Here is a 24,371-nt window from a genome sequence, read left to right as displayed (position 1 = left end):
CAAGTTAAATTAAAAATCAAAGCGAAACTCAAGCGTTCCCCCTTGCAAAGTCAATACGTTATCCAGCCTGCCGGTATCAAAAAAGTAGAGTTGAAGCTGGTTTAGCCAGAACTGCATCTCATATCCCAATTTCGCTGAAAAATGAGACCGGTCGCGATTGAAGGTAGCATCCCATCCAAATCCCAAAAATGTCCTCAAAGTGACGGCGGCACTATTGATATGAGAGAGTTTGACAACGACTTCCTGTTCGATATTGTTTTTATAAACATCCCCCAACGTCCAGTGCCCCCACATGATAGCTCCAGAGAGGTCTCCAAACAGGTTAAAGGAGTGTTTTTGTCGAACAAAAAGATCCCACTTTGTATTGAGACCAGCACTTGGACCAATCCCCCAAAAGTTGTTCTTTAGATTCTCTCTTCCCTCTTTAAAAAATTCTGCGCCTGAACGGTTTGAATTGTGCCACTTTGTGTGAATCGACTGATGAATCCATCCTCCCTTCAGACCAATAAATGGGCGTAGAGATAGCGCTCGACTGACTCGAAAATTTCTACCAAGTTCCCAGTCAAACATGCTGAAATGAATCTTCCACTCCATGCTCGCCTTCTGATAGGCTATCCCCGAGATTCCTGCTCCATTCTGATTATCAACATAGAAATTGCCGAGATACGCTGAGAAAACAGTGCCAGGGGTGCTGGAAACATGATCGCTCCCTCGCGTGCGAAACCAGGTGTAATAGAGCTGCGTATCCCACTGGTCGTGCTTCATGCCATAACCAAGGCCTGCACGAAAACCGGCATCCCAATCAAAACGGACGTCCCTTACATCGCACTTAGTTTTTGCACCGCTGGCGGTAATCACCTGAGCCCAGTTTTCAGAGCCGCTCTCTTTTGCGCACCAGACAAGGAGGTCGGCAAAAACATCCAGACTCGTAGACTCGGGATGAAAGCGAGCGGAGATGTTTGGAAGGCCGTTGCTACTCTCTTGCGTTGCTTGAACAGCAGCCTGTGAATCGGCAGCACTTAGACTTGAGATGCCAGCAAGAAGTGCGATCATCCCTAAAAAAAACCGCATGATCCGCCACCGATCCCTTTTTAGAACAAAGCGGAACATTTAAACTTAAATTTTGAGTTGATGTCAACCCAGATGCTTGAGATCCTAGAACCCAGGAATAAAAGAGGATAGAAAATGGAAAGTAGAGAGGCCTATTGGACTATTTGCCCAAAATGCTATGGACGCGGAAAAAAAACCTATAGGCTTCGCAAGAAATCGAGAATTCGCTTCCAAATAGCAATTAATGAATATGAAAAAACTCGGGGTGAAGGAAGGGCTTCGGATCGTCCTAAACTTACTCAATATTTATGCGATAATTGCAGTGGATCTGGTTTGATTCCTACTTCTAGTCATCCCCTAGCAGATTCAGAAAATTATCCACACGTGGCAATTATTGGTGCAGGTATAGGAGGCGTGGCGCTGGCTGTTGCTTGTTTGCATCGTGGGATTCCATTTACCCTTTACGAACGCGATAGCAGCTTTGATGCACGAGCTCAGGGTTACGGACTTACCTTACAACAAGCAAGTAACGCAATAAAAGGATTAGGTCTCTTCTTTTTAAAAGATGGGGTTAATTCTACACGCCACGTGGTGCATACTACAGATGGAAAAGAAATTAGTGAATGGGGAGCAAGGACGCATTTAAACATTAAAAAGTCTCCAAAGCGTAAAAATGTGCACATCCCTCGACAGGCACTGCGCCTGGCTTTGCTTGAGCAATTAAGCAAGCATAATGCCGTGCATTGGGGGCACCGCTTAGTTAGCTTTAAGCAATGTGAAGATAAAAGCGTCGAGCTAAGCTTTCAAGTTCACAAAGAGATGAAGAGTGTTAAGGCTGATCTGGTGGTGGGTGCCGATGGTATTCGTAGCGTTGTGCGCAGCTTGCTAATTGGTGAGGATATTACTCCCTTACGTTACCTGGGTTACCTGGTGATTTTGGGTATCTGTTCTCTAGAGGCTCTTAAGGGTATTGAGAGTTCTCTACTCGACTCAGCCACCGTCTTTCAAACCGTCAATGGCCATGAGCGAATCTACGTGATGCCTTACTCGTTAGATTCGGTAATGTGGCAATTTAGTTTCCCCATGCCGGAAGAAGAAGCCAAAACCTTAAGCGCTCGAGGAGCTCAAGCACTTAAAGAAGAAGCGTGTCGTAGAGCACAGTGGCATAAGCCCATTCCTCAAATTTTATCAGCAACCCTTCCGGCACAAATCTCAGGTTATCCCGTGTATGACCGAGAAGTGCTCAAGTCGGAATTATTGGAAAAAGCCGGGGCAGTTACCTTGATTGGAGATGCCGCTCACCCCATGAGTCCATTCAAAGGACAAGGTGCAAATCAAGCACTGCTAGATGCACTTGCACTGGCTCGCAAAATTTCAATCGCGTGTACTCTCTTCCCTAAATGGAGAGAGAGCGGATTAAGAGAAGTTGTACTCACTGAATTTGAAGAAGAGATGTTAGCGCGTAGTGCCTCTAAAGTGAAGGATTCAGCCGAGGCTGTGAAACTTCTACACTCCAAAAGTGTACTACGTGAAGGTGACGGACCTAAAGGACGCTCTTTACGAGGTAACGATTCGAACTAAAATTAGCGACGAATTAAATCTTTATGCGTCATAGATAATGAAGTAGATTCTCTTCGGCTTAAGGATAAAAGAGAATATGAATCCCGCCTAGACTCAGCCCTGAAGAGCCGAGATTGCGGCGAGGGACCGTTCAACTAAAAGCTTGAAAAGGTTGGGGTAGGGGAAGAAAAAAGGCACTAGAGGTTGCCCCCTAGCGCCTAGACTCCGGATGTAGGATTCGAACCTACGACCAACGGATTAACAGTCCGCTGCTCTACCACTGAGCTAATCCGGAATACGGGGGGAATTTTAGAAAAGAATGTGAATTAAAGGCAATGTTTTCATAAATGGGCAGGAAGGGCTCCTCGCCGCAATCCCGGCCGTTTAGAGAGCCGGGGCTAAGCGGGATTCATATTCGCTAAAAAATAAATCGAAGAGGTGTTAACTTGAGCCCCATGGATGAGATCTACGGGTACATTGAAAGCATTATCTTTAGCAATAGCGAGCAGGGCTTTACTGTCGCTAGGCTGAAGGAGCCGAAGAAGCAGGATCTAACCACAATCGTCGGCTGCCTGCCCGCTCTGCAACCCGGAGAGACGATCCGCTGCAAGGGGTCTTGGAAGCGCCATTCAAAGTTTGGTCAGCAGTTTGAAATTGTTAGTTTCGACCTTCAGGCTCCCTCCGATGTGATCGGCATTCAGAAGTATCTCGAATCGGGAATGATCAAGGGAATCGGCCCCGCCTATGCAGAGCGTATTGTCAAAAAATTTGGAGCTTCAACCCTTCAGATCATCGAGGAGTCTCCCAAGAGGCTGAACGAAGTTGAAGGACTTGGAGAGAAGCGAATTGAGAATATTCTCGTCTGCTGGGGCCAGCAGAAGACGATCCGCAATGTCATGATCTTCTTAAGAGGGCATGGGGTGAGTCCCGCCTATGCTCATAAAATTTTTAAAGCCTACGGCGAGCAGAGCATCGACAAGGTGATGCAGAACCCGTACGCACTGGCAAAAGAGATCCACGGGATCGGGTTTAAGAGCGCAGATTCGATTGCAAAAGGGGTTGGCGTGCCTCAGAACGCGCCTCAGAGAATCGATGCAGGCATCGAGCACGTTCTCTGGGAGCTATCCGGGGAGGGCCACGTCTGTATGCCAGAAAGCGAGCTTGTACCCGCTGCCGGCGCAATTCTCGAGGTCGATCCTGCGCTCATCACAGAGAGGCTAACGACCCTTGTGAAAAATGGGTATATTATCCAGGAGAACTCTCATCTCTGGGTCAAGCCTCTCTATTTAGCAGAGATCGGCATCGCAAGAGAGATCGCGCGTCTTTCTCAAACTCCCTCCCCACTACGCAGTGTAGACCTTCCCAAAGCGATTGAGTGGGTCCAGACGCAGCTACGCATCGATCTGGCTCCGGAACAGCGCGAGGCGGTCTGCTCGGGGTTAAAAGAGAAGCTGATGATCATCACGGGCGGACCAGGAACTGGTAAGAGCACGATCACAAAAGCAATCTTAACGATCACGTCTAAACTAACCAGTCGAATCCTCCTTGCTGCACCCACAGGACGCGCTGCAAAGCGCCTTGCAGAGATCACAAGACACCGCGCCTCAACGATCCACAGCTTGCTAGAGATGGACTTCACCCAAGGGGGCTTTAAACGCGGGAAGGATAATCAGCTCGAGTGCGACCTTCTTATCGTCGACGAAGCGAGCATGATCGACACCTTTCTCATGCACAACTTGCTGAAAGCGGTTCCAAGCAATGCACGCGTGATTCTGGTTGGAGATGTGGATCAGCTTCCCAGTGTGGGTCCAGGAAACGTATTAAAAGATCTGATCCGCTCGGCATTTATTCCGCTGATTGAGCTCAAGCAGATCTTCCGCCAGGCTGCGGGCTCTACAATCGTTACAAATGCCCACAAAATCAATCAGGGCGTCTTTCCAGAGATCTATCCAAAGCCCAATAGCGACTTTCTCTTTTTTGACATCGAAGAGCCGGAGAAAATTCTAGAAGAGATTGTGGAACTGGTCTCAACGCGTCTGCCGCGTAGCCACAGGTTTCACAGATTTGATGAGATTCAGGTTCTGGCGCCGATGAAAAAAGGTGTAATTGGCACAGAGAACTTGAACATGGTTTTGCAGCAGGCTCTCAATCCCTCCCCCTCCCCTCTTATACGCATGGGAAAGAGCTTCCATGTTGGCGATAAGGTGATGCAGATGCGAAATAACTATCAGAAAGAGGTCTATAACGGCGACATTGGCAGAATCTCTGCAATCGACATGACTGAGCAGCAGGTAAAAGTGATCTTTGATGAGAAGTCCGTTATGTATGAATTCTCAGAGCTCGATGAGATCGTTCTCGCCTACGCAGCTTCGATACACAAGTATCAAGGAAGCGAGTGCCCCTGCATCGTGATGCCGATCCACACCTGCCATTTTAAACTGCTAAATCGCAACCTTCTCTACACCGGAATTACGCGCGGCAAGCGCCTCGTAGTCCTTGTGGGAACTAAGAAGGCGCTTGCGATTGCTGTTAACAATGAAGAGGTAAAAAAGCGCTACACCGGACTCACAGAAGCTGTCCTGCGCTCCATGTAAGACAGAGTGGGAATTACACAGAGATCGCAGAGACACAGAGAGGGAGGAGAAGAAAAAAAATGCCGCAAAGGGGCAGAGCATTCATCTTTTCTGCGGTGAGCAGAAAAGATGATCTTCTCTTCTTTCTCTGTGTCTCTGTGATCTCTGTGTAAAAATCTTTACCGTTTTGAATTAGTAGATCTATTTAGGTGACGGGGGTGCCTGGAAGAGCGTTCTGGAAGGCGGGCAGCTCGATCCCAAGCGAGGTGTCAGCTGCGAGGAGCATTCCTTGGCTCTCGACGCCCATTAAGGCAGCGGGCTTCAGATTCGCGACGATAACCACCTTTTTACCGATGAGAAGATTCAGATCTTCCATCTTCTCTCCGATACCTGCCACGATCGTGCGTTTTTCAAAGCCGAGATCTACAGAGAGTTTAAGAAGCTTCTTGCTTTTGGGAATGCGCTCTACGGCAAGGATCTGACCTACGCGGAGGTCGAGCTTGCGTACCTCATCAAAAGAGACCTGCTCTTTTAATGGAACTGCAGGAGCTGGCGGTGTGGCTGAAGAGGTAAGTGTTTCCAATTTTTCAATCTCCTTCTGAATGAGCTCATCTTCCACCTTGGCAAAGAGGTGGACGGGAGGAGGAAGGGCTCTGCCTTCTGGAATCTCCTCTGCAATGAGCGTTTTCCAATTTTTTGATGTAAGGGGCTTCGTATAGCCGAGAAGCGTCCAGAGACGCTCTGCTGTTTCGGGAATTAAAGGGAACGAAACAACAGCAAGTGCCTTCAAACACTCTAGACAGCAGGCGATAGCATTTAGCATCTCTTGCTTGCGCGTAGGATCTTTATTTGCCTGCCAAGGTTTTTTCGCATCGAAGTAGACGTTGCCAGCTTGTGCAAGCTCCATGACGAGAGAGCTTGCCTTTCTCAGGTGGAAGGTCTCGTAAGCTTCTGCAATCTCTTTCACGAGGTGCTGAATCTTCTCCAAGAAGCTACTATCGATCTCTTGGAGATCCTTTTTCTCAGGAACCTTTGCTTCGCAGTTGTTTGCTGCAAACACGAGAACGCGGCTAGCCAAATTGCCATACTTTCCTAGCAGCTCGCTGTTGCAGCGAAGTTGGAAATCTTTCCAAGTGAACTCTGAATCTTGCGATTCAGGCGCATTGGCAGCAATCGCGTAGCGGATCTGGTCAGGGGTAAATTTCTGAAAAAATGTCTCAAGATCGATATACCAGCCTTCGGACTTGCTAAACTGCTTGCCCTCGAGATTGAAAAACTCATTCGCTGGCAGCTGATCGACCAGCTTATAGGGCACATCTTGACCCATAACCATCGCAGGAAAGAAGACAGCATGAAACGGAATGTTATCCTTTCCGATAAACTGGACGTACTGAGTGTCGATATCGAGCCAGTAGTTTTTCCATGCATTGGGATCTCCCCTCTTCTCGGCCCACTCCTTCGTAGCAGAGATGTAGCCAATAGGCGCATCGAACCAGACGTAAAAAACTTTTCCTTCACTTCCTGGAAGCGGCACGGGAATTCCCCAGTCCGAGTCGCGGGTGATGGCGCGAGGCTTTAAATCATCGACGTAGGACTTTGCGAAGTTGAGAACGTTAGGCTTCCAGTTTTTTGTCTGCAGCCACTCGCCGAGGCGCTCTTTGAAGAGGTCGAAGCGGAGGAACCAGTGCTTCGTCGGTTTGAGTGTTAGAGCTTTTCCTGAGATCTTCGATTTTGGCTCGATCAGGTCGGTTGCTTCATAGCTCGCACCGCACTTCTGGCACTCATCTCCCCTCGCCTCTTTAAAACCGCACTTGGGACAGGTTCCTATCACGTACCTGTCGGCCAGAAATCGCTTATCCTCTTCGGAATAGAGCTGAGAGGTGACCCTCTCCTCAATGAAGTTGTTTTTTAGTAGATCGAGAAAAAACTGTTGAGTCGTCTCAACGTGACCCGGCCAGGTTGTGCGCGAATAGTGGTCGAAGGAGAAGTTGAGCTGCTTAAAAAAGTTCTCATTGATCTTGTGGAAGAGATCCACGTGTTCTTTGGGAGTTCTTCCAGCCATTTGAGCGCTGAGTGTAATTGCCACGCCATGCTCATCTGAGCCGCAGATATAGAGAACATCGCTTCCCATCAGCCGCTGAAAACGAGCGTAGCAGTCTGCTGGAAGATAGGCCCCTGCAATGTGACCGAAATGCAGCGGTCCATTCGCATAAGGAAGCGCAGAGGTAATGAGAACCTTCTTCGCCATTAATTAGCCTTCGTCAGAATCGTGCGATGCTGCGCGCTCTTTTGCATCCTGCTCTTTCATCTCTTCTAGAAAGTTCTCTTTAGGATTAAAGCGAATCTCTTCTAAAAGATCATCGATGTAGAGCTCTCTTCCCGACTTAACATAGTAGCGTGCAATTTGAATCGCATGTCTTGCAAGTTCGAAATTGCTCTTGAATAGTCCTTTTAACTTCTCGTTTGTCAGAAGGTCTTTCATTTGATTTTCCTCTCTTTATTTTGTGATTCTATGTTCTTCTGCAATGACGATACTTCTCAAAATGTCATATGCAATGTTTAAATTCTGATTGACGATATGGTAGTCGTAATTTACAGCCTGCTTAAGCTCTTCTTCCGCCCATGAGAGCCTGCGCTTCATCGACTCTTCATCTTCCGTCTTTCGGTTGATAAGGCGCGTTTTTAATTCGTCTAAAGAAGGTGGGCTAATAAAGATGTAGATCGCCTCAAACTTTCTCTTCTTTAGCTGCATAGCGCCTTGAGTATCGATAACCAGAAAGACGTGTCGCCCCGCTTCTTGCTGCTTAACAACAAAGGCCTTCGATGTGCCGTAATGGTAGCCAAACACTTCTGCATGCTCTAAAAAATCGCCGCTCTTGATTCTCTCTTTAAACTCCTGATCGGTAAGGAAATGGTAGTCTTCTCCTGCGAGTTCACCAGCTCTCGGCGGCCTAGTTGTGCAGGAGATACTCTCTGTAATAACAGGAAACTCTTCGCGCAGCATACGCACAAGCGTTGTCTTACCAGTTCCTGCAGGCGCACTGAGAACAAAGACTTTTCCTTTCGATAGATTTCCTAAAACTCTTTCAGCCATTCTTTTTTACTCGATGTTCTGCAGCTGTTCGCGAATCTTTTCACACTCGCTCTTCATGAGCACTGTTAAATAAGAGAGCTCGGTTTCAAGCGACTTCGCCGATAGCGTATTAATCTCTCGATGGATCTCCTGAGTGAGAAAATCGAGCGTTCTACCTATGCTTTTTTCGCCAGATTTTAAGTAGTGACGAAACTGAGCAATGTGCGAGTCTAAACGCGTGAGCTCTTCTGTAACATCGCCCTTTTCAGCAAAGAAAGAGAGCTCCCTAAAGAGCCTCTCTTCATTTTCTGGAGTCTGCGGCAATAGAGAGAGAGAGCTTATTCTCTCAAGTAACTTCTTTCTAAAATTATCCATCATCTGCGGAGCAGCTAGCTTAGCTTTCTGAGCTGCATCTTCGATGATTTTAAGTCTTCCGAGCAGGTCGTCGTGGAGGTGCTTTCCCTCTCGAACCTTCATCTCCATCATCTCTTTTAAAGCAGAACCAACAGCATCTTTTAGTGAAGCTTTTAGCTCCTCATCTTGCTCTGGCTGCTCAAGCGTACTACTCTGCGGCGCTCTGTCGAGAAGAAAAGGCAGATCGACTTCAGCTAAAGGATCGTAACCGAGCTCTTCTGCAACCTTCTCCCACATCCCCTTAAACTGCTTGAGAGTTTTGATGGAGGGTGCGATGCTCTTTTCGTTTAATGTGTGTACGATGCGGACATTCACTTGCCCGCGCTGGATCTGGTCTGCGATCCATTTTCTTACGTCGAGGTCGAAGCGTAGAAACTCTTTGGGCATCATGAGATGCATGTCGAGCATCTTCCGATTGACGGAGTGGATCTCAACTGCCCAGGAGCCCAATGGATTATCTTTTGTGGCACGGCCATAGGCCGTCATGCTTCTGACCATTGAAGTGCAAAAATTCCTTATCTAGACTCTTGAAGTAGCCTCCTAGAATAGGAGATTAAATGATTGGATGTCAAGAACCTATCCTAGCCCTTCTCCTCTCGGGAAGTGAAAGGGTGAAAGCTCATTCTGTGGAGGGGCGAGGGGCCATGGGCTGCGATGGCGGAAAGGTGAGCGGCAGTTCCATAGCCCTTATGCTTTATAAACCCATATTGGGGATACTTAGCATCATACTCTCTCATCATCTGATCTCTTGTCACCTTAGCAATGATCGACGCAGCAGCGATGGAAAAGACACGAGAGTCTCCATGCACCACAGCTAGCCCTGGGATCTGAGTCTTAGGAAGATGCGGGCCATCTACGAGGATAAAATCTGGTTTTTCGGGAAGGTTATCAATGGCGATCTGCATGGCCAGAAGTGAGGCCTGCAAAATATTAATCTGATCGATGGTAGGGGCGTCTACAACGCCGATGCCAAAAGAAATTTGCGGATTTTCTGTAAGAATTTTGAATAGTTCTGCGCGTTTTTCTGGAGTCAATTTTTTACTATCATTGACACCATCAATCACGAGACCCTTCGGAAGGATACAGGCCGAGGCTACGACGGGTCCTGCAAGAGGACCTCGTCCAGCCTCGTCCACACCAGCGATGAACTGGTAGCCTTTTTGGCGCGCAGTCTCTTCAAAAGCTGTATGCTTTTTGTAAGAGATCGCGACCATTTTTATGTCGTAGCAGTTGTTGTCGCTTTCGCTTTAACAGGTCCGATCTGCTCTTTAACTTTAGAAGCTTTGCCTGAAGTGCCGCGGAGATAGTAGAGCTTGCTCTTGCGCACTTTACCAATCTTGACCACCTCAATCTTAGAAATTCTAGGGCTGTGAAGCATGAAGACTCTCTCCATACCAGCTCCATATGAGAAGCGATAGAGGGCTACGGTCTCAGAAAGGCCGCTGCCACGCTTTGCGATAACAGTGCCGCTGAAGAGCTGAATACGCTCTTTTTCACCCTCTGCAATGCGCATATGGACGTTAATTGTGTCGCCCACGCGGAATGAAGGGATGTTCTCTTTTAGCTGAGCTTCCTCAACAGCTTGAATAACTTGATTCTGTTTCATTTGGATCCTCTTAATCTAAACTCTAGTTCTGGTCGTACTCTTCTAGTTTTTTCGAGAGCCTTCTGTTTTCGCCATTTTTCGATGTCAGCGTGGTTGCCGCCTCGTAGCACCTCGGGCACCTGCAGCCCTTCAAACTCAACTGGCCGCGTGTATTGCGGTCCATCAAAAATCCCATCCTGGAAAGAGTCCTGCTGCGCAGCCTCCTCATGCCCCAAAACACCTGGAACAAAGCGAGAGATCGCATCGACGAGCACGATGGCAGCTATACACCCATTCGTTAAAACATAGTCTCCTATGCTTATCTCCTCATCGATCTCCTTCTCAATCACCCTCTCATCGACGCCTTCATAGTGGCCGCAGACGAGAATTAGATGCTCTTCCTTCGCAAGCTCTTGACACTTTTCCGCAGTGAGCTTTTTTCCTTGCGGAGAGAGGAGAATCACTCGAGCTCTCTCTCCTCTTCTGCTGCGAATCGCACGCGTCAGTGGTTCCGGCATCAGAACCATTCCTGGTCCGCCGCCGAAGGGGCGGTCATCAACCTTGCGATGCTTATCTTCAGCAAAATCGCGTATGTCCACCTGCTCTATCTCTATCAGCTCTTTCTCTTGCGCGCGTTTCAGCATACTCACGCTGAATGGCCCTTCGAAATACCCAGGAAAGAGAGATAAAATAGTAAACTTCACAAAAACGAGGGCCTTAAGCCTTCTTAGCTTCTCTTCTTTGCGCAGCGCGCTTAGTGCGAGTTGCCATGCGTTTTTCGTGGTAGTTCTTTACAACCTCTGGAGCGCTCTTCGCAACGAGAGTCATCGCCTGATGAGAGATCTCAGCGCCTTTATCTAACCAGTAGGCAACGCGCTCAGCATTAACGCTCAAATTGTTCTGATTCTCAAATGGGTTGTACCAGCCGAGATTCTCCAGATACTTACCATCGCGCTTAGAGCGGCCATCGATAAGCACCAGACGGTATGTCTGACGGTTCTTCTTCCCCTGTTGACGCAAACGGATCTTTACTGCCATAAAAAATTCTCCTTCATATCCTTCATAGATTTGCCCTTCATCATTCCGGGCATCTCTTTACACAACTGTTTCAAACGTTTAAAACTCTTAATCATCCGGTTTACATCGTCGATCGATGTCCCGCTCCCCTTTGCGATGCGCCTGCGTCTGCTCGGTGCGAGTTCAACCTTCTCTTCTCTCTCATCTTGAGTCATCGATAGGATCATGGCCTCTGTCTTCTTGAACTCTTTTTCAGAGTCCTCCATGTCCACATCCGACTCAGAAAAACCAGGAAGCATCTTGAAGAGGCTCTTAAAGGAGCCCATCTTCTTAATTACTCCCATCTGCTTCATGTAGTCGCCGTAGGTGAATGTCGCTTTTTTGAGCTTCTTTTCGAGGTTCTTATTCTCTTCCTCATCGAAATGCTCTTCAGCGCGCTTAACCAAGTTAATCACATCGCCCATGCCGAGAATACGGTCGGCCATCGAGCTGGGATTAAAGACCTGGAAATCAGCTATCTTTTCACCAACACCTTCAAACTTTAAGGGCTTCTGCGTCACCTCTCTAATCGAAAGAGCAGCCCCCGCTCTTGCGCTTCCATCTAGCATCGTTAAGATCGAGCCTGTGATCGAAACGCGCTTATCAAACTCTGCAGCCACCTTAACGGCATCTTGTCCAGTCGCAGCACTCGCTACAAAGAGCACCTCATGCGGAGAGACTTGAGCCTTAATTCGCTCTAGCTCTTCCATGAGAGCCTCATCGAGATGCAGACGGCCGGCTGTGTCGACAATCAGCACATCGTAATCTTTCGCCTTCGCCTCTTGCAGAGCCGCTTTCGCGACTCTTACAGGGTCCAGCTCCCCATCAATTGAAAAGACTGGCACTTCAATCTGCGCACCAAGTCGCTTCAACTGCTCAATTGCAGCTGGCCTCTGAAGGTCGCACGCTGCAAGCAGCGGCTTCTTGTTAAACTCCTTCTTCTTGAGGTAAGCCGCTAGCTTAGCGCACTGCGTCGTCTTCCCGCTTCCCTGTAGCCCGCAGAGAAGGATCACAGCTGGGCTTCCCTTGAGTTCAAGAGGAGCCTCATCAGACCCCATGAGAGCGGCTAGCTCATCATGTACCACTTTAATAAACTGCTGGTCGGGAGAGACCGATTTAATAACGTCATCTCCCAACGACTTCTCTTTTACTCGCTTAACAAACTGACTCGCAACCGCGTAGCTGACGTCTGCATCGAGAAGAGCAAGCCTAACTTCACGTACTGCATCAGCAACATTCTCCTCTGTGAGCTTCTTCTTGCCCACGATCGAAGAGAAGACCTGCTGAAATTTTTCAGTAAGAGAACCAAACATCCAATTTATTGACCTTCAGCCGACTTACAAAATAAAACGGAAATTGTAATGGAAAAAATCATTGGAATTCAAGGAAAAAGAAGCGGTCGTGCCCAGCCCAGTCCTTCTCAACTCTTTTATTTTTCCAACAAGGGGCGTTAAACAGGCTTAAAACTCCCTCTGCCTGATCTTTTCCGATCTCAAAAAAAACTTGAGCTTTAGGGTTTAAAAAATCGGGTAGCTCTTTTGAAAGCCTCTCGTAAAACTCAAAACCGGTTGTGCCAGAAGTGAGCGCCATCTTCGGTTCAAACTCTTTAACTTCTCGATCCAGCCTTAAATACTCATCTGAGCTGATATAAGGGGGATTGCAGATCACAAAATCCGCCCTCTTCCCTGAAAAAGGTTTTAATAGATCCCCCTGAAGCAGGGTAACGTCCACCTGATTTCTCTCCGCATTCGCCATTGCCACTTCAAGTGCTTGTTCAGAAAAATCCGAAAGGAGCACATTGAGATGTGGAAGCCGTTTTTTGAGAGCGACCCCTAAACAGCCAGACCCCGTACAAATGTCCCAAACAGATCCCCCCTCAGCAGCTGAATGAGCAATCAGATCTACGGCTTTTGAAAGAAGGATTTCCGTTTCCTGCCTTGGAATCAGAACATCTGGCGTGAGTTTGAATGTACAACCAAAAAATTCAATTTGAGAGAGCAGGTATTCTAGAGGCTCCCCTTTTGCTCGCCTTTTTAGCTGCGCCCGGAAGGGCTCAAGCTCCGAATCGAGAAGAGGGCGGTCGAATTGCATGTAGAGATCGAGGCGCTTTACACCTAAAACATCGGCCAGCAGCTCTTCCGCATGGAGGCGGGCACTAGAAATTTTTTGTTCCTTTAGATAACCAGCAGAGAGGGTAAGAATCTCACCTAGAGTTTTCATGCCTCAACTTCTTCGGCGAGTTTCTGCTGATGGAAGTAGGCGACTAGAGCTTGTGTAAAATCTTCTAGATCTCCCTCGATGACCCTGTCGAGCTTATAAAGGGTAAGCTCAATTCGATGGTCGGTCACGCGATTCTGCGGGAAGTTGTATGTGCGGATGCGCTCGGACCTATCACCCGAGCCTACTTGAGTAGAGCGAAGAGAGGCCATCTCCTGCTGAGCTTTGCGCTGCTTCTCTTCTGAAATTTTAGCAGTTAAAAGACGCATCGCTTTGTCTTTGTTTTTATGCTGACTTCTCTCCTCCTGGCAATAGACGACAGTGCCAGTTGGAATGTGGGTGATTCGAACGGCAGAGTCTGTTGTATTTACGTGCTGCCCGCCCGCACCGGAGGAGCGGTAGGTATCGATTTTTAACTCTCTCTCGTCCAGAACAATCTTCTCTTCTTCATCCGGCTCCATAAGCACAGCCACAGTTACAGCAGAGGTATGCACGCGGCCTTGAGCTTCCGTTTCAGGTACTCGCTGTACACGATGCGTTCCCGCCTCGTACTGCATGAGCCTGAAGACATTTAGACCCGAGATGCTCATGATATACTCTTTGAACCCGCCCCTCTCGGAAGGAGTGCATGAGAGCAGCTCATACCGCCAACCTTTTGCGTCGGCATACGCTTTATACATGCGCACACAGTTGCCTACAAAAAGCGCAGCCTCATCACCGCCCGTTCCAGCACGGATCTCCAAAATAATATTGCGACTGTCGCGGGGATCTGGCGGAACAAGGAGTGTTTCAAGCTGGGTGCGCGCTCCTGTCAAAGCGGCTTCTAGGGCGGCGATCTCTTCACGGATAACTTCCTGAAATCCAGGATCCTTCTCTTCGCGTGCAAGAAGAAGACTCTCTTCAAGCTGCTTCTGAAGTTTTTCACAGTGATTTAATGCGGATTTTACTTCGGATAAGTAGGAGTGTTCTTGAGTAAGCGCGCGGTACTGCTTCTGATCTGCAAGCACCTCGCTGTGTCCAAGAAGTTCCTCTACCTCTGAAAGGCGCTGAAGAAGCTTTTGAGTGCGCTGTAGAGGTAGAGTCATTTGAGAACTTGAGTTAGCTCACTACTCTTTTGTTTTAGCCTTTTTTGCAGCAGGCTTAGCAGCAGCTGGCGCTGCTTTTTTCTTCTCTGCAACAGGTTTTTTAGCTTCAGCTTTTTTTGCTGCTGCTTTTTCTACTACTGGCTCTGCAACTTCTTTCTTCTCTGGCTTCTTAGCGCTGTAACGCTTGTTGAACTTATCAACGCGACCTTCAGAGTCAACAAACTGCTTGCTGCCAGTAAAGAAAGGGTGTGAAGCAGAAGAAACAGGAAGGCGAACAACTGGATACTCTTTTCCTTCGAACGACTCTTTCTCTTTCGTCTGTATTGTGCTTCCGCAGACGAACTTGTAACCTGTAGATGAGTCTACAAATAAGACGTCTTGATAGGGAGGGTGACCTTGTTTTTTCATAATAAACCTAGTTACTGAAGTTAAAGATGACGACGATTAAAGCGAAACTTTTGATTAAGGTCAAGACACTCTCTATGCTTCGCCTATTTTACCTAGCGGAGTAATAAAATTTTCTTTTGCCCGGGTTGCTAAAGATTCACGAAATTGCTACTCTTCCGTGCCTATGAGTTATTCAAATCCGTATAAAATGGGACCTTCCAGAGCGCCTCGCCCCCTAAAGATTTTAGTGCTCACCACTTTCCTGGTTAGCATGTTTGCAGCGCTCTTTGACGGCATCTTTCCGCGCGTCTTCGATCTCCCCCCACCAGAGCAGCTTCTAGGACTCTCTCTTTGGGGAGTCGACCACCTATTTCTCTGGCAGTTTTTCACCTATATCTTTGTTCATCCTATCTCAAACGGGCTCTCTTTCTCCTTCTTACTCTCCCTCGCCTTCAGCCTATATCTAGTTTGGGCGATTGGAACCTCTATTATAGAAAGGCGCGGCATAGGCGCATTTTTAAGCCTCTACCTCTCATCTGCTGTTTTTGTGGGGCTTTTTGTCTTCTGGCTGCAGAGCTACATGCACCCCACCATCCCGTTTGCAGGCAACACTGCTACGATCTACGCGATTCTCTTAGCCTGGATCATGCTCTACCCAGAAGCTCAACTCCTCTTTCTGCTCGCGCTTCCCATTAAAGCTAAATGGCTTGTTCTGATAATTTTGGCAGCAAACCTATTAATCGACATCTCTGTTGGAGAGTGGTTGAATGGACTCGCCTACTTAGGCGGCGCCCTTTTTGGTTATTTATATAGCCTTACTCTCTGGGGAGTGAAAGGTCCTTTTGCGGCTCTACACCCGATCGAAGAGACCTTTTTAAAACTCTTTGGAAGAGACAAGAGAAGAGCCGCCTCACAAGGATATAGCAGCAGGGCCAAGATCTACGATTTCAAGACGGGAAAAGCAATTTTAAACGATGAGGAGTTTTTAGAAGAGATGCTCTCAAAGATCTCTCTTTTAGGAAAAGGGAGCCTCACCTGGAGAGAGCGCTTCCGCCTCAGACGCATCTCTAAGAAAAAAAAGAAGAGCTAACCTTCTGACTGCTTCGCGAGATAGGCCATCCTGGCAGTGAGAAGCCCCTCCAGAATCCCCTCTTCATATCGAAAATGCGGGTGATTTTCCAGAGCAGGAAAATCATTGGGCTGCAGGAGATCATCTTGGATCACATGCGGAACGATTCTTTTGGCACAGGAGAGCATCTTCTCTTGCTGAGAGAGGATAAGCTGATCGAATAGCTCCTCCTGCTGAGAATTCTCTTTGCGCCGCTTTTGAAAAAAGCTCCTCATCAACGCAGCAGACTCCTCTTGAAGAACCCCCGAGTGGACTTTAATCTCATGAGTGGGGTGCTTCCTGCTTAAAAGATCGATAAAACTTCCATCAGCTCCGTGGCGCAGATCTTTTGCACCCCAGACCAGAGTTTCTATCCGAGAAAGAAGAAGCGCTCCTGCACACATTGCACAAGGCTCCAGCGTGGAGTAGAGAGTCGCCCCTTCAAGCCTCCAGTTCTTCAGATAATGTGCCCCACGTTTAATACAGAGCATCTCAGCGTGCGCTGAAGCATCTCTCTGAGACTCCACCTCATTATGAGCTCTTGCAATGATCTTTCCGTCGTGAACGAGCACAGCGCCAACAGGCACCTCCCCTTTTTCAAAAGCTTTTTCCGCCTCTTTTAAGGCCTCTTTCATAAAAGATTTCATCTCGTCCATCTTGGCTTCTCCGCTCTCGATAAGAAAAGGGCTGAGTTTAAAATTTCTTCCATTAAAACTCCTCAAGAAAACACGTGCAAAAGAGGGGTTTTGTGAGTGTCAAATCTGTTTTGCGATTGATCGATTAATCCGAGATATGATATAACTCTGGTAAAGTTTTTTATCTTCTCAACTCTCAATATCAAGGGAGATACTATAAATGTCTTTAGACAAAGGGACCAAAGAGGAAATCACCAAGAAGTTTCAACTTCATGAGAAGGATACCGGGTCTGCCGACGTGCAGATCGCGATTCTTACAGAAAGAATTGCAGAGCTTACAGAACACTTAAAATTGGCTCCAAAGGACCATAGTTCGCGTTTATCCCTCTTAAAGCTAGTGGGACAGCGTAGGAAGCTTTTAGACTATCTCAACTCGACAGATACAAAGCGCTATCAAACTTTAATTGTACGCTTAAATCTTCGTAAGTAGAGATACCAATAATTTTTCTTTTCCCCATATCCACCATCTTGTTATAGTCATACTCCCTTTGCACTGCAAAGGGAGTTTTTATTTTTAATTCAAGAGGATGAAAGGTCCATTTTTGCAAAACACTCCTTTGTTATTCAAAAATGGTCAGTTCATCCTCATTTAAATTTTTCCTATGGAGGATACCAAAATGTTTAAAACTCACACTAAGACCATTTCTGTAGGTGGAAAGAACCTCACCTTCGAAACTGGAAAGATCGCACGCCAAGCTAATGGCGCTGTCATGCTCACCTGCGGAGAGACGATGCTCCTGGCAACAGCATGCGCAAATGCGCAGGCTTCTCCAGACATCGACTTCTTCCCTCTGCGCGTCGACTACCAGGAGAAGTTCTCTTCTGCAGGCAAGACCCTCGGTGGATTTATCAAGAGAGAAGGCCGCCCAACAGAACATGAGATTCTCACCTGCCGCCTGATCGATCGCCCTATCAGACCAATGTTTCCAGATGGCTACTATAACGAGGTTCAGATCTTAGCTTACGTTCTCTCTTACGACAACGTCAACGCTACAGAGCCTCTTGCAATTTGCGCCGCCTCCGCTGCCCTCGTTATCTCTGACATTCCTCTCATCAAACCAGTTGGTGCCGTGCGCGTGGGTCTCGTCGATGACATCTTCGTCATCAACCCGACTCTAGAAGAGCAGAAGCGTTCGAAACTCGACCTCATTTTGGCAGGTACAGATGACGCTATTCTGATGATCGAAGGCTATGCGGACTTCCTAACAGAAGAGCAGTTTCTCGATGCGATCGAAGAGGGCCACCAAGCCATCCAGAAGATCTGTGAAGGACTATCGGACTGGCAGAAGGAGATTGGCAAGCAGAAGTGGAATGGAGAGCTCAGAGTTACGCCGAAAGAGCTCCTCGAGCAGATCGACTCTAAAATAGCCGCTCCCCTTCAAGAAGCATTTAAGATCAAAAATAAGCAGGATCGCGAAGAGAAGATTGGCGAGATTAAACAGTCTGTTCTAGATGCTCTCATGCCGAACGGCGAAGTCGATAAGTACTCTAAACTCGACATCATGGCTGCATTCAAGAAGACGCAAGCCCACCACATGAGACAGATGGTTCTCAAAGAGAACCGCCGAAGCGACGGTAGACACTGCGAAGAGATTCGCGCGATCAGTGCAGAAACAGGCTTGCTCCCACGTACACACGGAAGCGCCCTCTTTACACGCGGCGAGACTCAGGCACTGGCTGTAGCCACACTCGGCAGCGAAAGCATGGGCCAGAGATACGAGTCTCTGGAAGGCGAAAGCTCTCGCAAGTTCTACCTTCAATACTCCTTCCCTCCCTTCTCCGTAGGAGAGGTTGGACGCGTGGGCTCTCCAGGAAGAAGAGAGATCGGTCACGGCAAGCTCGCAGAACGCGCGCTCTACATGACCATCCCTAAACACGAAGGATTCCCCTACGTAATCCGCCTAGAATCCAATATCACAGAGTCTAACGGCTCTTCGTCGATGGCTTCTGTGTGCGGAGGCTGCCTCGCACTTATGGATGCAGGTATCCCCGTCCAGCGCCCTATCTCTGGCATTGCAATGGGACTTATCCTAGAAGGCGAGAAGTATGCAATTCTCTCTGACATTCTTGGAGAGGAAGATGCACTCGGCGACATGGATTTTAAAATTGCTGGCGACGCCCACGGTATTACAGCCTTCCAGCTCGACATCAAGATCGAGGGAATCAACAAGCAGATCATGAAGGCAGCTGTTGCACAAGCTAAACAAGGCAGGCTGCACATCCTCCAGAAGATGCTTGAAGTGTGCCCGAAATCCAAAGAGCACCTCTCTGCTTACGCTCCTCACATCGAAACAATGCAGATCAAGCCAAGCAAGATCGGCACTGTTATCGGGCCGGGCGGCAAGCAGATCCGTGCGATCGTCGAAGAGACAGGAGCGCAGGTCGATATCAATGACAGCGGGCTTGTCAGCATCTCTGCGACATCGAAAGAGTCTATGGAGAAGGCGAAGAAGATCATCCACGGCTTAACAGCAGAAGCAGAGGTCGGCAAGACCTATGTCGGACGCGTCGTAACGATCGTAGAGTTCGGCTGCTTTGTTGAGATCTTCCCGGGCAAAGAAGGCCTCTGCCACATCTCTGAACTCTCCCACTCTCGCATCGCATCTCCTCGAGATGTGTGCAAAGAGGGCGATATGATGGAAGTGAAGGTTCTCGACGTTAACGAGCGTGGACAGATCAAGTTGAGCCGCAAAGCTCTCCTCCCTCCACCCGCCCGTCAAGAGCGCGCAGACGCCCCCGCCCACAAGTAGTAAGCGCCCACAAGCGTCTATTCACAAAAGCCATCCTGCAAAGGATGGCTTTTTTATTACACTGGCGCTCGGAAAAAGAAATGGACGAGGTGGACAGGAGATGGACTAAGTGGACAAAGAGTGGACGCGCGCAGAGGAAGGAATTCTTTTCTTCTCTCTTGCCCGCTTGTCCACTTCGTCCACCTCCTGTCCATCTCGTCCACTTCTGTCCATTTTCCCTAGCGGGCCCAGGGATTTCGCTGCGCTCAATCAGGGAAAGAGATAGAATTTAATAGTAAAAGATTTACTTAACACACCAGTTTAACCAGTGCAAACAAACAGATAAAATAGTAAAATAGTATACTTATCTAACAAATAAATTGGGTTTTATGACGAATGCAATAGGTAGGTTCTCACTTTTACCTGCGGAAGATTGCGGTTCAATAATAAGTAGTTTTTTAACGGATGAGGAGCGAGCTACTACTGCACCTGTCTGCCGAGGCATGCAGGCGTTTTTTGGCACAGTTGATAGCGTATTTTTACGGCATCGCTTTTTAGAGGTTAGCGGCGCACTAACTCCGACAGAGTCAGCGAGTCCAAGCTTCGACACCAGCAAAGAGTATCGTTTTTCTCAACAAATCCGAAAGCTTCCAGAAATGCTAGAAATAGGAAGTTTTGCTGTTTTGGATGGCAATACTGTGAAAATTCAAAGGCTTGATCGCGCTGGATTCTTCACGCAGCTCGCCTACTATTCTGGCTATTATCAAGAGAGCTTAGCTCAAGGCTTTACAGCCCTGAGCGCTGAAAGAGTGTCCCAAACAGATGAGTTTCTAGCCGCTCCCGCCCCCACAACGCTCATCAGCCTAAGAAACACCTGCATCCGTGTACAGAACTTCTCAAAAGAGATGATGAGTATGTTCGCGGCTCATGTAAAGGGTCAAGACTCTCTCGACAAGGCCAGAAGTGAGCTCTGGTTTTTAGCACGCTATATCTGCCAATTTGTCCAATGGCTCATGCAACTGATCATGGGCACCGCTGACGCCAAGACCGAGATCCTTACTTGCTACATCGAATTGACTGGAACCGACTTAAAGGTCGGAAAATTAGAAAACCTAAGTAAAGGAAGATTTCAAGGTGCGCCGGAAGCTCATATATGGGGAGTTCGCATCGGTGAAACCCCTCTTACAGTACCTGGGCATGAGCGGACTCTGGGAATCTATGCTTATCCAGAGACCATTTATCGGAACGCACAACGCAAATTCACCGGCGAAATCAGTTTTGCTCTCTCCGAAGATGGACAGGGCAATTTTGGGTATCTTAAGCTAAACCGCTATTGGAATAGAGGCTCAAGCCTCTTCTTTGATGAAGGTTCCTTTGGGGTCGAACAGCACAATGAACGAAATCTCACAAATAGAAGGTTAGACACTAGAGTTCCTAAGTTTGCTTCTGATCAACGAAGTGCTTTTGGAGATCGACACATCATGCGCAAGCTCATCCAGCTCTTAGTTGAGATCTCCCATCGAGAAGGAGGAGAGAAGCTGACATTAATAAACATATACGATCAAGCTTACTCGTTTACTGCGGCGGGGTTCGACACCTCCTCCCATATAAAGCCAAGGCTGTTGGAAAAAATCCAGAAGGCTAGAGCAGAGGGTAAAAAATTTCCTGACCCGGATGAGGAAGGGACCTTCGAGTTGTGGCTAGATAAGCCCAAAAGCGGCACCATGCTCGACGTGGAGGTCGATTTCGGAGAGGGCCCAACCACATGGGGAAAAATTATCCAAGCTGCGCCTATGCTTCCAGGCGAAGGCCGCATCCTTCCTCGCTACTGGAAAAAAGACCTATTCCCTTATGAAGCGTCACCCAAACCAGCTGCCACAAGCTAATCCCTGATTTATTCCTTCTTTGATTGAGCGCAGCGAAATCCCTGGAGTGCGGCGCTCTGCGCCGCCTTTAATTATTTTAAAATCTCATTGACACTTCTGCTCGAAAAAAAGTCAGGGCGGCGCAAAGCGCCGCACTCCAGGGATTTCGCTGCGCTCAATCAAAGATTAGCCTTAAAACAAGAAGGCCATCCTTGCGGATGGCCTTTTTGTTAGATCTGCTGGGGAGTGGGGCTATCTGGGAAGCCCTTGATGGGAGTTGGTGGTGGAGGTGGAAGCTTGCGCTGCAGATCTTCGATGCTCTTCAGGCGCTTCTTCTTCTTCTCCGAATCCCACTTCTCGTTGATGATGTCTAGGACGTCATCGCGATCTAGGGTCTCAAACTCCATAAGGAGCTGAGTCATGAGTTCTACCTTTTCACGGTGTGCAGTTACGATCTCTACAGCTTTAACGTGCGCTTCATCCATGAGTTTTTTAACCTCTTCATCGATGAACTTAGCAGTAGCTTCCGAGTAGTTCTTCTCGTGGTAGGATTGTGCTCCGAGATACTGTCCACCCTCTGCGCGCTCGTCGTAGGCAATTGTACCTAGAGTCTCGCTCATTCCCCACTCGCAGACCATGCTGCGAACAAGGCGTGTTGCTTGAGAGATATCCATCTGCGCACCTGAAGACATATCTCCAACGAAGATCTCTTCTGCTGCACGGCCGCCCATGAGAACTGCGAGCTGATCGAGGAGCTCTTTTCTCCAGTAGCTGAGGCGATTCTTTCTCGGCATGAAGTGGGTAGCACCGAGCGACATTCCGCGAGGAATGATGGTGACCTTATCGACGGGATCTCCATGCTTAACAACGAGGGCAACGATTGCGTGGCCAGACTCGTGGTAGGCTGTTGTTTTGCGCTCAGCGAGGTCGACCTCTAAGCTGCGGCGCTCTTTTCCGTAGCGAACCTTATCGCACGCTTCTGCCACATCTTGCGCTGTAACGGCATTTCTTCCTTTTCTAGCTGCAAGGAGTGCTGACTCGTTCAAGATGTTGCCGAGATCCGCGCCAGATGCTCCGGGCGTATTTCTTGCGATATCCATCAGCTCTACGCCAGAGTCTAGCTTAATCTTCTTCGCATGTACTTTCAGGATCTCGAAACGGCCTTTTAGGTCGGGTAGATCGATCACAACGCGTCTGTCAAAACGGCCTGGGCGCAGAAGCGCTTTATCCAGCACGTCAGGGCGGTTTGTTGCGGCAATTAGGATCACACCTTCGTTAGTATCAAAACCATCCATCTCGACAAGGAGCTGGTTGAGTGTCTGCTCGCGCTCATCATGACCGCCGCCAATTCCGGCTCCGCGGTGGCGTCCTACAGCGTCGATCTCATCCATGAAGATGATGCAAGGAGCGTTCTTCTTTGCTTGGTCAAAAAGGTCGCGGATACGGCTTGCGCCCACGCCGACGAACATCTCAACGAAGTCCGATCCGGAGATCGAGAAGAAGGGGCGATCCGCCTCTCCTGCGACTGCCTTCGCAATCAGTGTTTTACCAGTTCCTGGAGCTCCAATGCAGAGCACCCCTTTAGGAATGCGAGCGCCGAGCGCTGTGAATTTGGTTGGGTCCTTTAAAAAGTCGACAATCTCTTGAAGCTCTTCCTTTGCTTCATCGCAGCCTGCGACGTCTTTAAAGGTGATCTTATTGCGCTCTTTTGTGAGTAGTCTTGCTGGCGATTTTCCAAAGTTCATCGCTCCGCCGCTTGCTCCCTTCATCTGACGAGAGAAGCCGAAGTAGATGAGCAGCACGATCACGAGTAGAGGAAGGATCGGAAGCAGGTAGCTGAGATAGTTAGGAGATGGCTCTTCGCTCTTGAAAGTTCTCTCGAGAACGGTGTTTCGAGGCTGATCTGGAGCTTTAAACACTCCGCTCTTATTTGCAGCGAAGTTCTCCCACTCCTGTTTAGCTTGCAGGAACCAGTGGTTGTAGACTTCAGGATCTTGCTTCTCCAGGGCGCGTGTTGAGAGCTCCTGGTTATTAAAGAACCAGATCACGCTTGCAACCTGCTGTCTTGATTTTTCGAGCTGAGCAGTGTTTTTTTCAAGCTCATCGACAACAACGGCGTAGCTCTGGATCTCTGTTTTATAACCACGGACGCTGCGCAGGTCGTTCAGACGGATTCCCTGATCTTCCTGATCCAGAGTTGAAACGATGCTGGCAAGAGTGGTTAGTGCCCCTTTATAAACTGCGAGCTTGTCGCTATCCGCAGAAGCGACCTTCTGCTCTAATTCGCGGAGGCTCTGTTTGATCGTCTCGCTGCCGATCCCCAGGTTAGGAGAGCGAAAGCCTTGGATGAGGATCAGAAGGTCTTTGCCGAAGGCGTCAGCATCAGAGCTTGAAAGTGTAGCGTAGCGCTTTTCTAGGTCTTTAAGGTTGACGATGCTCTTATCAGAGCGGGACTTGATTACCACTGCATTGTCGCGCTGATCTGCATCGTAGATAGGATCGACAACTTTGTATCCGCCTTTAGGAATAGGTAGACCACTGAGATGTAAAAACCAGTCTGCAGAGTCGATTACGCTCTGTTTACCAGTTGTCATCTCTGTTTCGAGGGTAGATTTTTTCTCTGCTAACTCGTGGTTTTGATAGAGAAGATCCAGGTAACGGAAGCGGGCTTTTGCTTCGTCTGTAAGGCGATCTTTAAATTTACCAATAAAAGTAACGAGATTGTCGTTTAGGGCAATCTTACGACTATCCTCTTTCTGGATTAGATCCAGGTTCACCAGGTGTTCAGTCTGATGACTAAAAGCTACCTTCGCACTCTTCTCAGACGAGAGATTCTGGATTGAGAACACGGCGAGGATCGCTGCTACTAAAAAGATGAAGAAGCCGCCGGGTAGACCCTTTTTAGAATCCGACTTTTTATTATCGTTGCCCATATGGATTTTCTATATTTTAAGGTTAAAAATAATACCTGCCC

21 protein-coding genes and 1 tRNA gene are annotated in these 24,371 nt (G+C 48.2%); 6 read left to right on the top strand and 16 right to left on the bottom strand.

Annotation, left to right across the window (positions count from 1 at the left end):
* Positions 1-9 precede the first annotated feature (9 nt).
* Positions 10-1,071 carry a hypothetical protein gene (locus HYX48_07650; GenBank protein MBI2743772.1) on the bottom strand — a complete coding sequence of 354 codons (1,062 nt, stop codon included), beginning with the start codon at positions 1,069-1,071 and terminating at the stop codon, positions 10-12.
* A 114-nt stretch (positions 1,072-1,185) separates the two neighbouring features.
* On the opposite strand from HYX48_07650, the gene HYX48_07645 reads away from it, so the two are divergent.
* Entirely contained in the window at positions 1,186-2,631 is a 1,446-nt protein-coding gene (locus HYX48_07645; GenBank protein ID MBI2743771.1) for an FAD-dependent monooxygenase, read from the top strand.
* Positions 2,632-2,833: 202 nt separating this feature from the next.
* Here the strand turns inward: HYX48_07645 and HYX48_07640 are convergent.
* Positions 2,834-2,905: transfer RNA gene (locus HYX48_07640), tRNA-Asn, on the bottom strand.
* 160 nt (positions 2,906-3,065) lie between these two features.
* On the opposite strand from HYX48_07640, the gene HYX48_07635 reads away from it, so the two are divergent.
* Positions 3,066-5,204, top strand: a complete 2,139-nt coding sequence (locus HYX48_07635) for an ATP-dependent RecD-like DNA helicase (GenBank protein ID MBI2743770.1) — start codon at positions 3,066-3,068, stop codon at positions 5,202-5,204.
* A gap of 184 nt (positions 5,205-5,388) precedes the next feature.
* On the opposite strand, the gene metG is transcribed toward HYX48_07635, so the two are convergent.
* The 12 genes from metG to HYX48_07575 form a co-directional block, all read right to left on the bottom strand.
* Positions 5,389-7,431, bottom strand: coding sequence for a methionine--tRNA ligase (gene metG, locus HYX48_07630; protein ID MBI2743769.1), 2,043 nt, complete (start codon positions 7,429-7,431; stop codon positions 5,389-5,391).
* Positions 7,432-7,434: 3 nt separating this feature from the next.
* Positions 7,435-7,665, bottom strand: coding sequence for a hypothetical protein (locus tag HYX48_07625; protein ID MBI2743768.1), 231 nt, complete (start codon positions 7,663-7,665; stop codon positions 7,435-7,437).
* 15 nt (positions 7,666-7,680) lie between these two features.
* Positions 7,681-8,277, bottom strand: coding sequence for a guanylate kinase (gene gmk, locus HYX48_07620; GenBank protein MBI2743767.1), 597 nt, complete (start codon positions 8,275-8,277; stop codon positions 7,681-7,683).
* Positions 8,278-8,283: 6 nt separating this feature from the next.
* A complete protein-coding gene (locus tag HYX48_07615; protein ID MBI2743766.1) occupies positions 8,284-9,168 on the bottom strand; it encodes a YicC family protein in 885 nt (294 codons plus the stop codon).
* An 83-nt stretch (positions 9,169-9,251) separates the two neighbouring features.
* A complete protein-coding gene (locus tag HYX48_07610; protein MBI2743765.1) occupies positions 9,252-9,884 on the bottom strand; it encodes a ribonuclease HII in 633 nt (210 codons plus the stop codon).
* Positions 9,885-9,886: 2 nt separating this feature from the next.
* Complete coding sequence (gene rplS, locus HYX48_07605) at positions 9,887-10,276, bottom strand: 50S ribosomal protein L19 (protein MBI2743764.1); 390 nt, start codon at positions 10,274-10,276, stop codon at positions 9,887-9,889.
* Entirely contained in the window at positions 10,273-10,959 is a 687-nt protein-coding gene (gene trmD / locus HYX48_07600) for a tRNA (guanosine(37)-N1)-methyltransferase TrmD (GenBank protein ID MBI2743763.1), read from the bottom strand. Before trmD ends, rplS begins: the two co-directional genes overlap by 4 nt.
* Positions 10,960-10,972: 13 nt before the next feature.
* On the bottom strand, positions 10,973-11,293 hold the full coding sequence (rpsP, locus tag HYX48_07595; GenBank protein ID MBI2743762.1) for a 30S ribosomal protein S16: 321 nt from the start codon (positions 11,291-11,293) through the stop codon (positions 10,973-10,975).
* The gene (gene ffh / locus HYX48_07590; protein ID MBI2743761.1) at positions 11,284-12,624 is read right to left on the bottom strand and encodes a signal recognition particle protein; all 1,341 of its coding nucleotides are present in this window, start codon (positions 12,622-12,624) and stop codon (positions 11,284-11,286) included. The genes rpsP and ffh overlap by 10 nt, the downstream gene beginning before the upstream one ends.
* Before the next feature lie 58 nt (positions 12,625-12,682).
* Positions 12,683-13,531, bottom strand: a complete 849-nt coding sequence (gene prmC / locus HYX48_07585) for a peptide chain release factor N(5)-glutamine methyltransferase (GenBank protein ID MBI2743760.1) — start codon at positions 13,529-13,531, stop codon at positions 12,683-12,685.
* Complete coding sequence (gene prfA / locus HYX48_07580; protein ID MBI2743759.1) at positions 13,528-14,613, bottom strand: peptide chain release factor 1; 1,086 nt, start codon at positions 14,611-14,613, stop codon at positions 13,528-13,530. Before prfA ends, prmC begins: the two co-directional genes overlap by 4 nt.
* A 21-nt stretch (positions 14,614-14,634) precedes the next feature.
* Positions 14,635-15,021, bottom strand: a complete 387-nt coding sequence (locus tag HYX48_07575; protein MBI2743758.1) for a type B 50S ribosomal protein L31 — start codon at positions 15,019-15,021, stop codon at positions 14,635-14,637.
* A 226-nt stretch (positions 15,022-15,247) separates the two neighbouring features.
* Here HYX48_07575 and HYX48_07570 point away from each other — a divergent pair, with 226 nt between their 5' ends.
* A complete protein-coding gene (locus HYX48_07570; GenBank protein MBI2743757.1) occupies positions 15,248-16,090 on the top strand; it encodes a rhomboid family intramembrane serine protease in 843 nt (280 codons plus the stop codon).
* Here HYX48_07570 and HYX48_07565 read toward each other — a convergent pair.
* The gene (locus tag HYX48_07565; protein ID MBI2743756.1) at positions 16,087-16,764 is read right to left on the bottom strand and encodes a nucleoside deaminase; all 678 of its coding nucleotides are present in this window, start codon (positions 16,762-16,764) and stop codon (positions 16,087-16,089) included. The genes HYX48_07570 and HYX48_07565 overlap by 4 nt on opposite strands.
* Before the next feature lie 199 nt (positions 16,765-16,963).
* Between HYX48_07565 and rpsO the strand changes: the two genes are divergently transcribed.
* From rpsO to HYX48_07550, 3 genes are all read left to right on the top strand, one after another.
* Positions 16,964-17,233: a 30S ribosomal protein S15 gene (rpsO, locus tag HYX48_07560; GenBank protein ID MBI2743755.1), complete on the top strand. Its 270-nt coding sequence runs from the start codon at positions 16,964-16,966 to the stop codon at positions 17,231-17,233.
* Positions 17,234-17,420: 187 nt separating this feature from the next.
* Complete coding sequence (pnp, locus tag HYX48_07555) at positions 17,421-19,553, top strand: polyribonucleotide nucleotidyltransferase (GenBank protein MBI2743754.1); 2,133 nt, start codon at positions 17,421-17,423, stop codon at positions 19,551-19,553.
* A 368-nt stretch (positions 19,554-19,921) separates the two neighbouring features.
* Positions 19,922-21,418: a hypothetical protein gene (locus HYX48_07550; GenBank protein ID MBI2743753.1), complete on the top strand. Its 1,497-nt coding sequence runs from the start codon at positions 19,922-19,924 to the stop codon at positions 21,416-21,418.
* A 209-nt stretch (positions 21,419-21,627) separates the two neighbouring features.
* Here the strand turns inward: HYX48_07550 and HYX48_07545 are convergent, their stop codons facing one another.
* The gene (locus HYX48_07545; GenBank protein ID MBI2743752.1) at positions 21,628-24,330 is read right to left on the bottom strand and encodes an ATP-dependent zinc metalloprotease FtsH; all 2,703 of its coding nucleotides are present in this window, start codon (positions 24,328-24,330) and stop codon (positions 21,628-21,630) included.
* Positions 24,331-24,371 lie beyond the last annotated feature (41 nt).

The organism is Chlamydiales bacterium (assembly GCA_016185065.1).
Taxonomy (GTDB): Bacteria; Chlamydiota; Chlamydiia; order Chlamydiales; family Rhabdochlamydiaceae.
Note: the sequence above shows the minus strand (reverse complement) of the source record. Positions and strands in the feature narration are given on the sequence as shown.

Coding starts and splice junctions, on each gene's coding strand:
- HYX48_07650 (MBI2743772.1), bottom strand. CDS start 1,071: ATGCGGTTTTTTTTAGGGATGATCGCACTTCTTGCTGGCATCTCAAGT.
- HYX48_07645 (MBI2743771.1), top strand. CDS start 1,186: ATGGAAAGTAGAGAGGCCTATTGGACTATTTGCCCAAAATGCTATGGA.
- HYX48_07635 (MBI2743770.1), top strand. CDS start 3,066: ATGGATGAGATCTACGGGTACATTGAAAGCATTATCTTTAGCAATAGC.
- metG (MBI2743769.1), bottom strand. CDS start 7,431: ATGGCGAAGAAGGTTCTCATTACCTCTGCGCTTCCTTATGCGAATGGA.
- HYX48_07625 (MBI2743768.1), bottom strand. CDS start 7,665: ATGAAAGACCTTCTGACAAACGAGAAGTTAAAAGGACTATTCAAGAGC.
- gmk (MBI2743767.1), bottom strand. CDS start 8,277: ATGGCTGAAAGAGTTTTAGGAAATCTATCGAAAGGAAAAGTCTTTGTT.
- HYX48_07615 (MBI2743766.1), bottom strand. CDS start 9,168: ATGGTCAGAAGCATGACGGCCTATGGCCGTGCCACAAAAGATAATCCA.
- HYX48_07610 (MBI2743765.1), bottom strand. CDS start 9,884: ATGGTCGCGATCTCTTACAAAAAGCATACAGCTTTTGAAGAGACTGCG.
- rplS (MBI2743764.1), bottom strand. CDS start 10,276: ATGAAACAGAATCAAGTTATTCAAGCTGTTGAGGAAGCTCAGCTAAAA.
- rpsP (MBI2743762.1), bottom strand. CDS start 11,293: ATGGCAGTAAAGATCCGTTTGCGTCAACAGGGGAAGAAGAACCGTCAG.
- ffh (MBI2743761.1), bottom strand. CDS start 12,624: ATGTTTGGTTCTCTTACTGAAAAATTTCAGCAGGTCTTCTCTTCGATC.
- prmC (MBI2743760.1), bottom strand. CDS start 13,531: ATGAAAACTCTAGGTGAGATTCTTACCCTCTCTGCTGGTTATCTAAAG.
- prfA (MBI2743759.1), bottom strand. CDS start 14,613: ATGACTCTACCTCTACAGCGCACTCAAAAGCTTCTTCAGCGCCTTTCA.
- HYX48_07575 (MBI2743758.1), bottom strand. CDS start 15,021: ATGAAAAAACAAGGTCACCCTCCCTATCAAGACGTCTTATTTGTAGAC.
- HYX48_07565 (MBI2743756.1), bottom strand. CDS start 16,764: ATGGACGAGATGAAATCTTTTATGAAAGAGGCCTTAAAAGAGGCGGAA.
- rpsO (MBI2743755.1), top strand. CDS start 16,964: ATGTCTTTAGACAAAGGGACCAAAGAGGAAATCACCAAGAAGTTTCAA.
- pnp (MBI2743754.1), top strand. CDS start 17,421: ATGTTTAAAACTCACACTAAGACCATTTCTGTAGGTGGAAAGAACCTC.
- HYX48_07550 (MBI2743753.1), top strand. CDS start 19,922: ATGACGAATGCAATAGGTAGGTTCTCACTTTTACCTGCGGAAGATTGC.
- HYX48_07545 (MBI2743752.1), bottom strand. CDS start 24,330: ATGGGCAACGATAATAAAAAGTCGGATTCTAAAAAGGGTCTACCCGGC.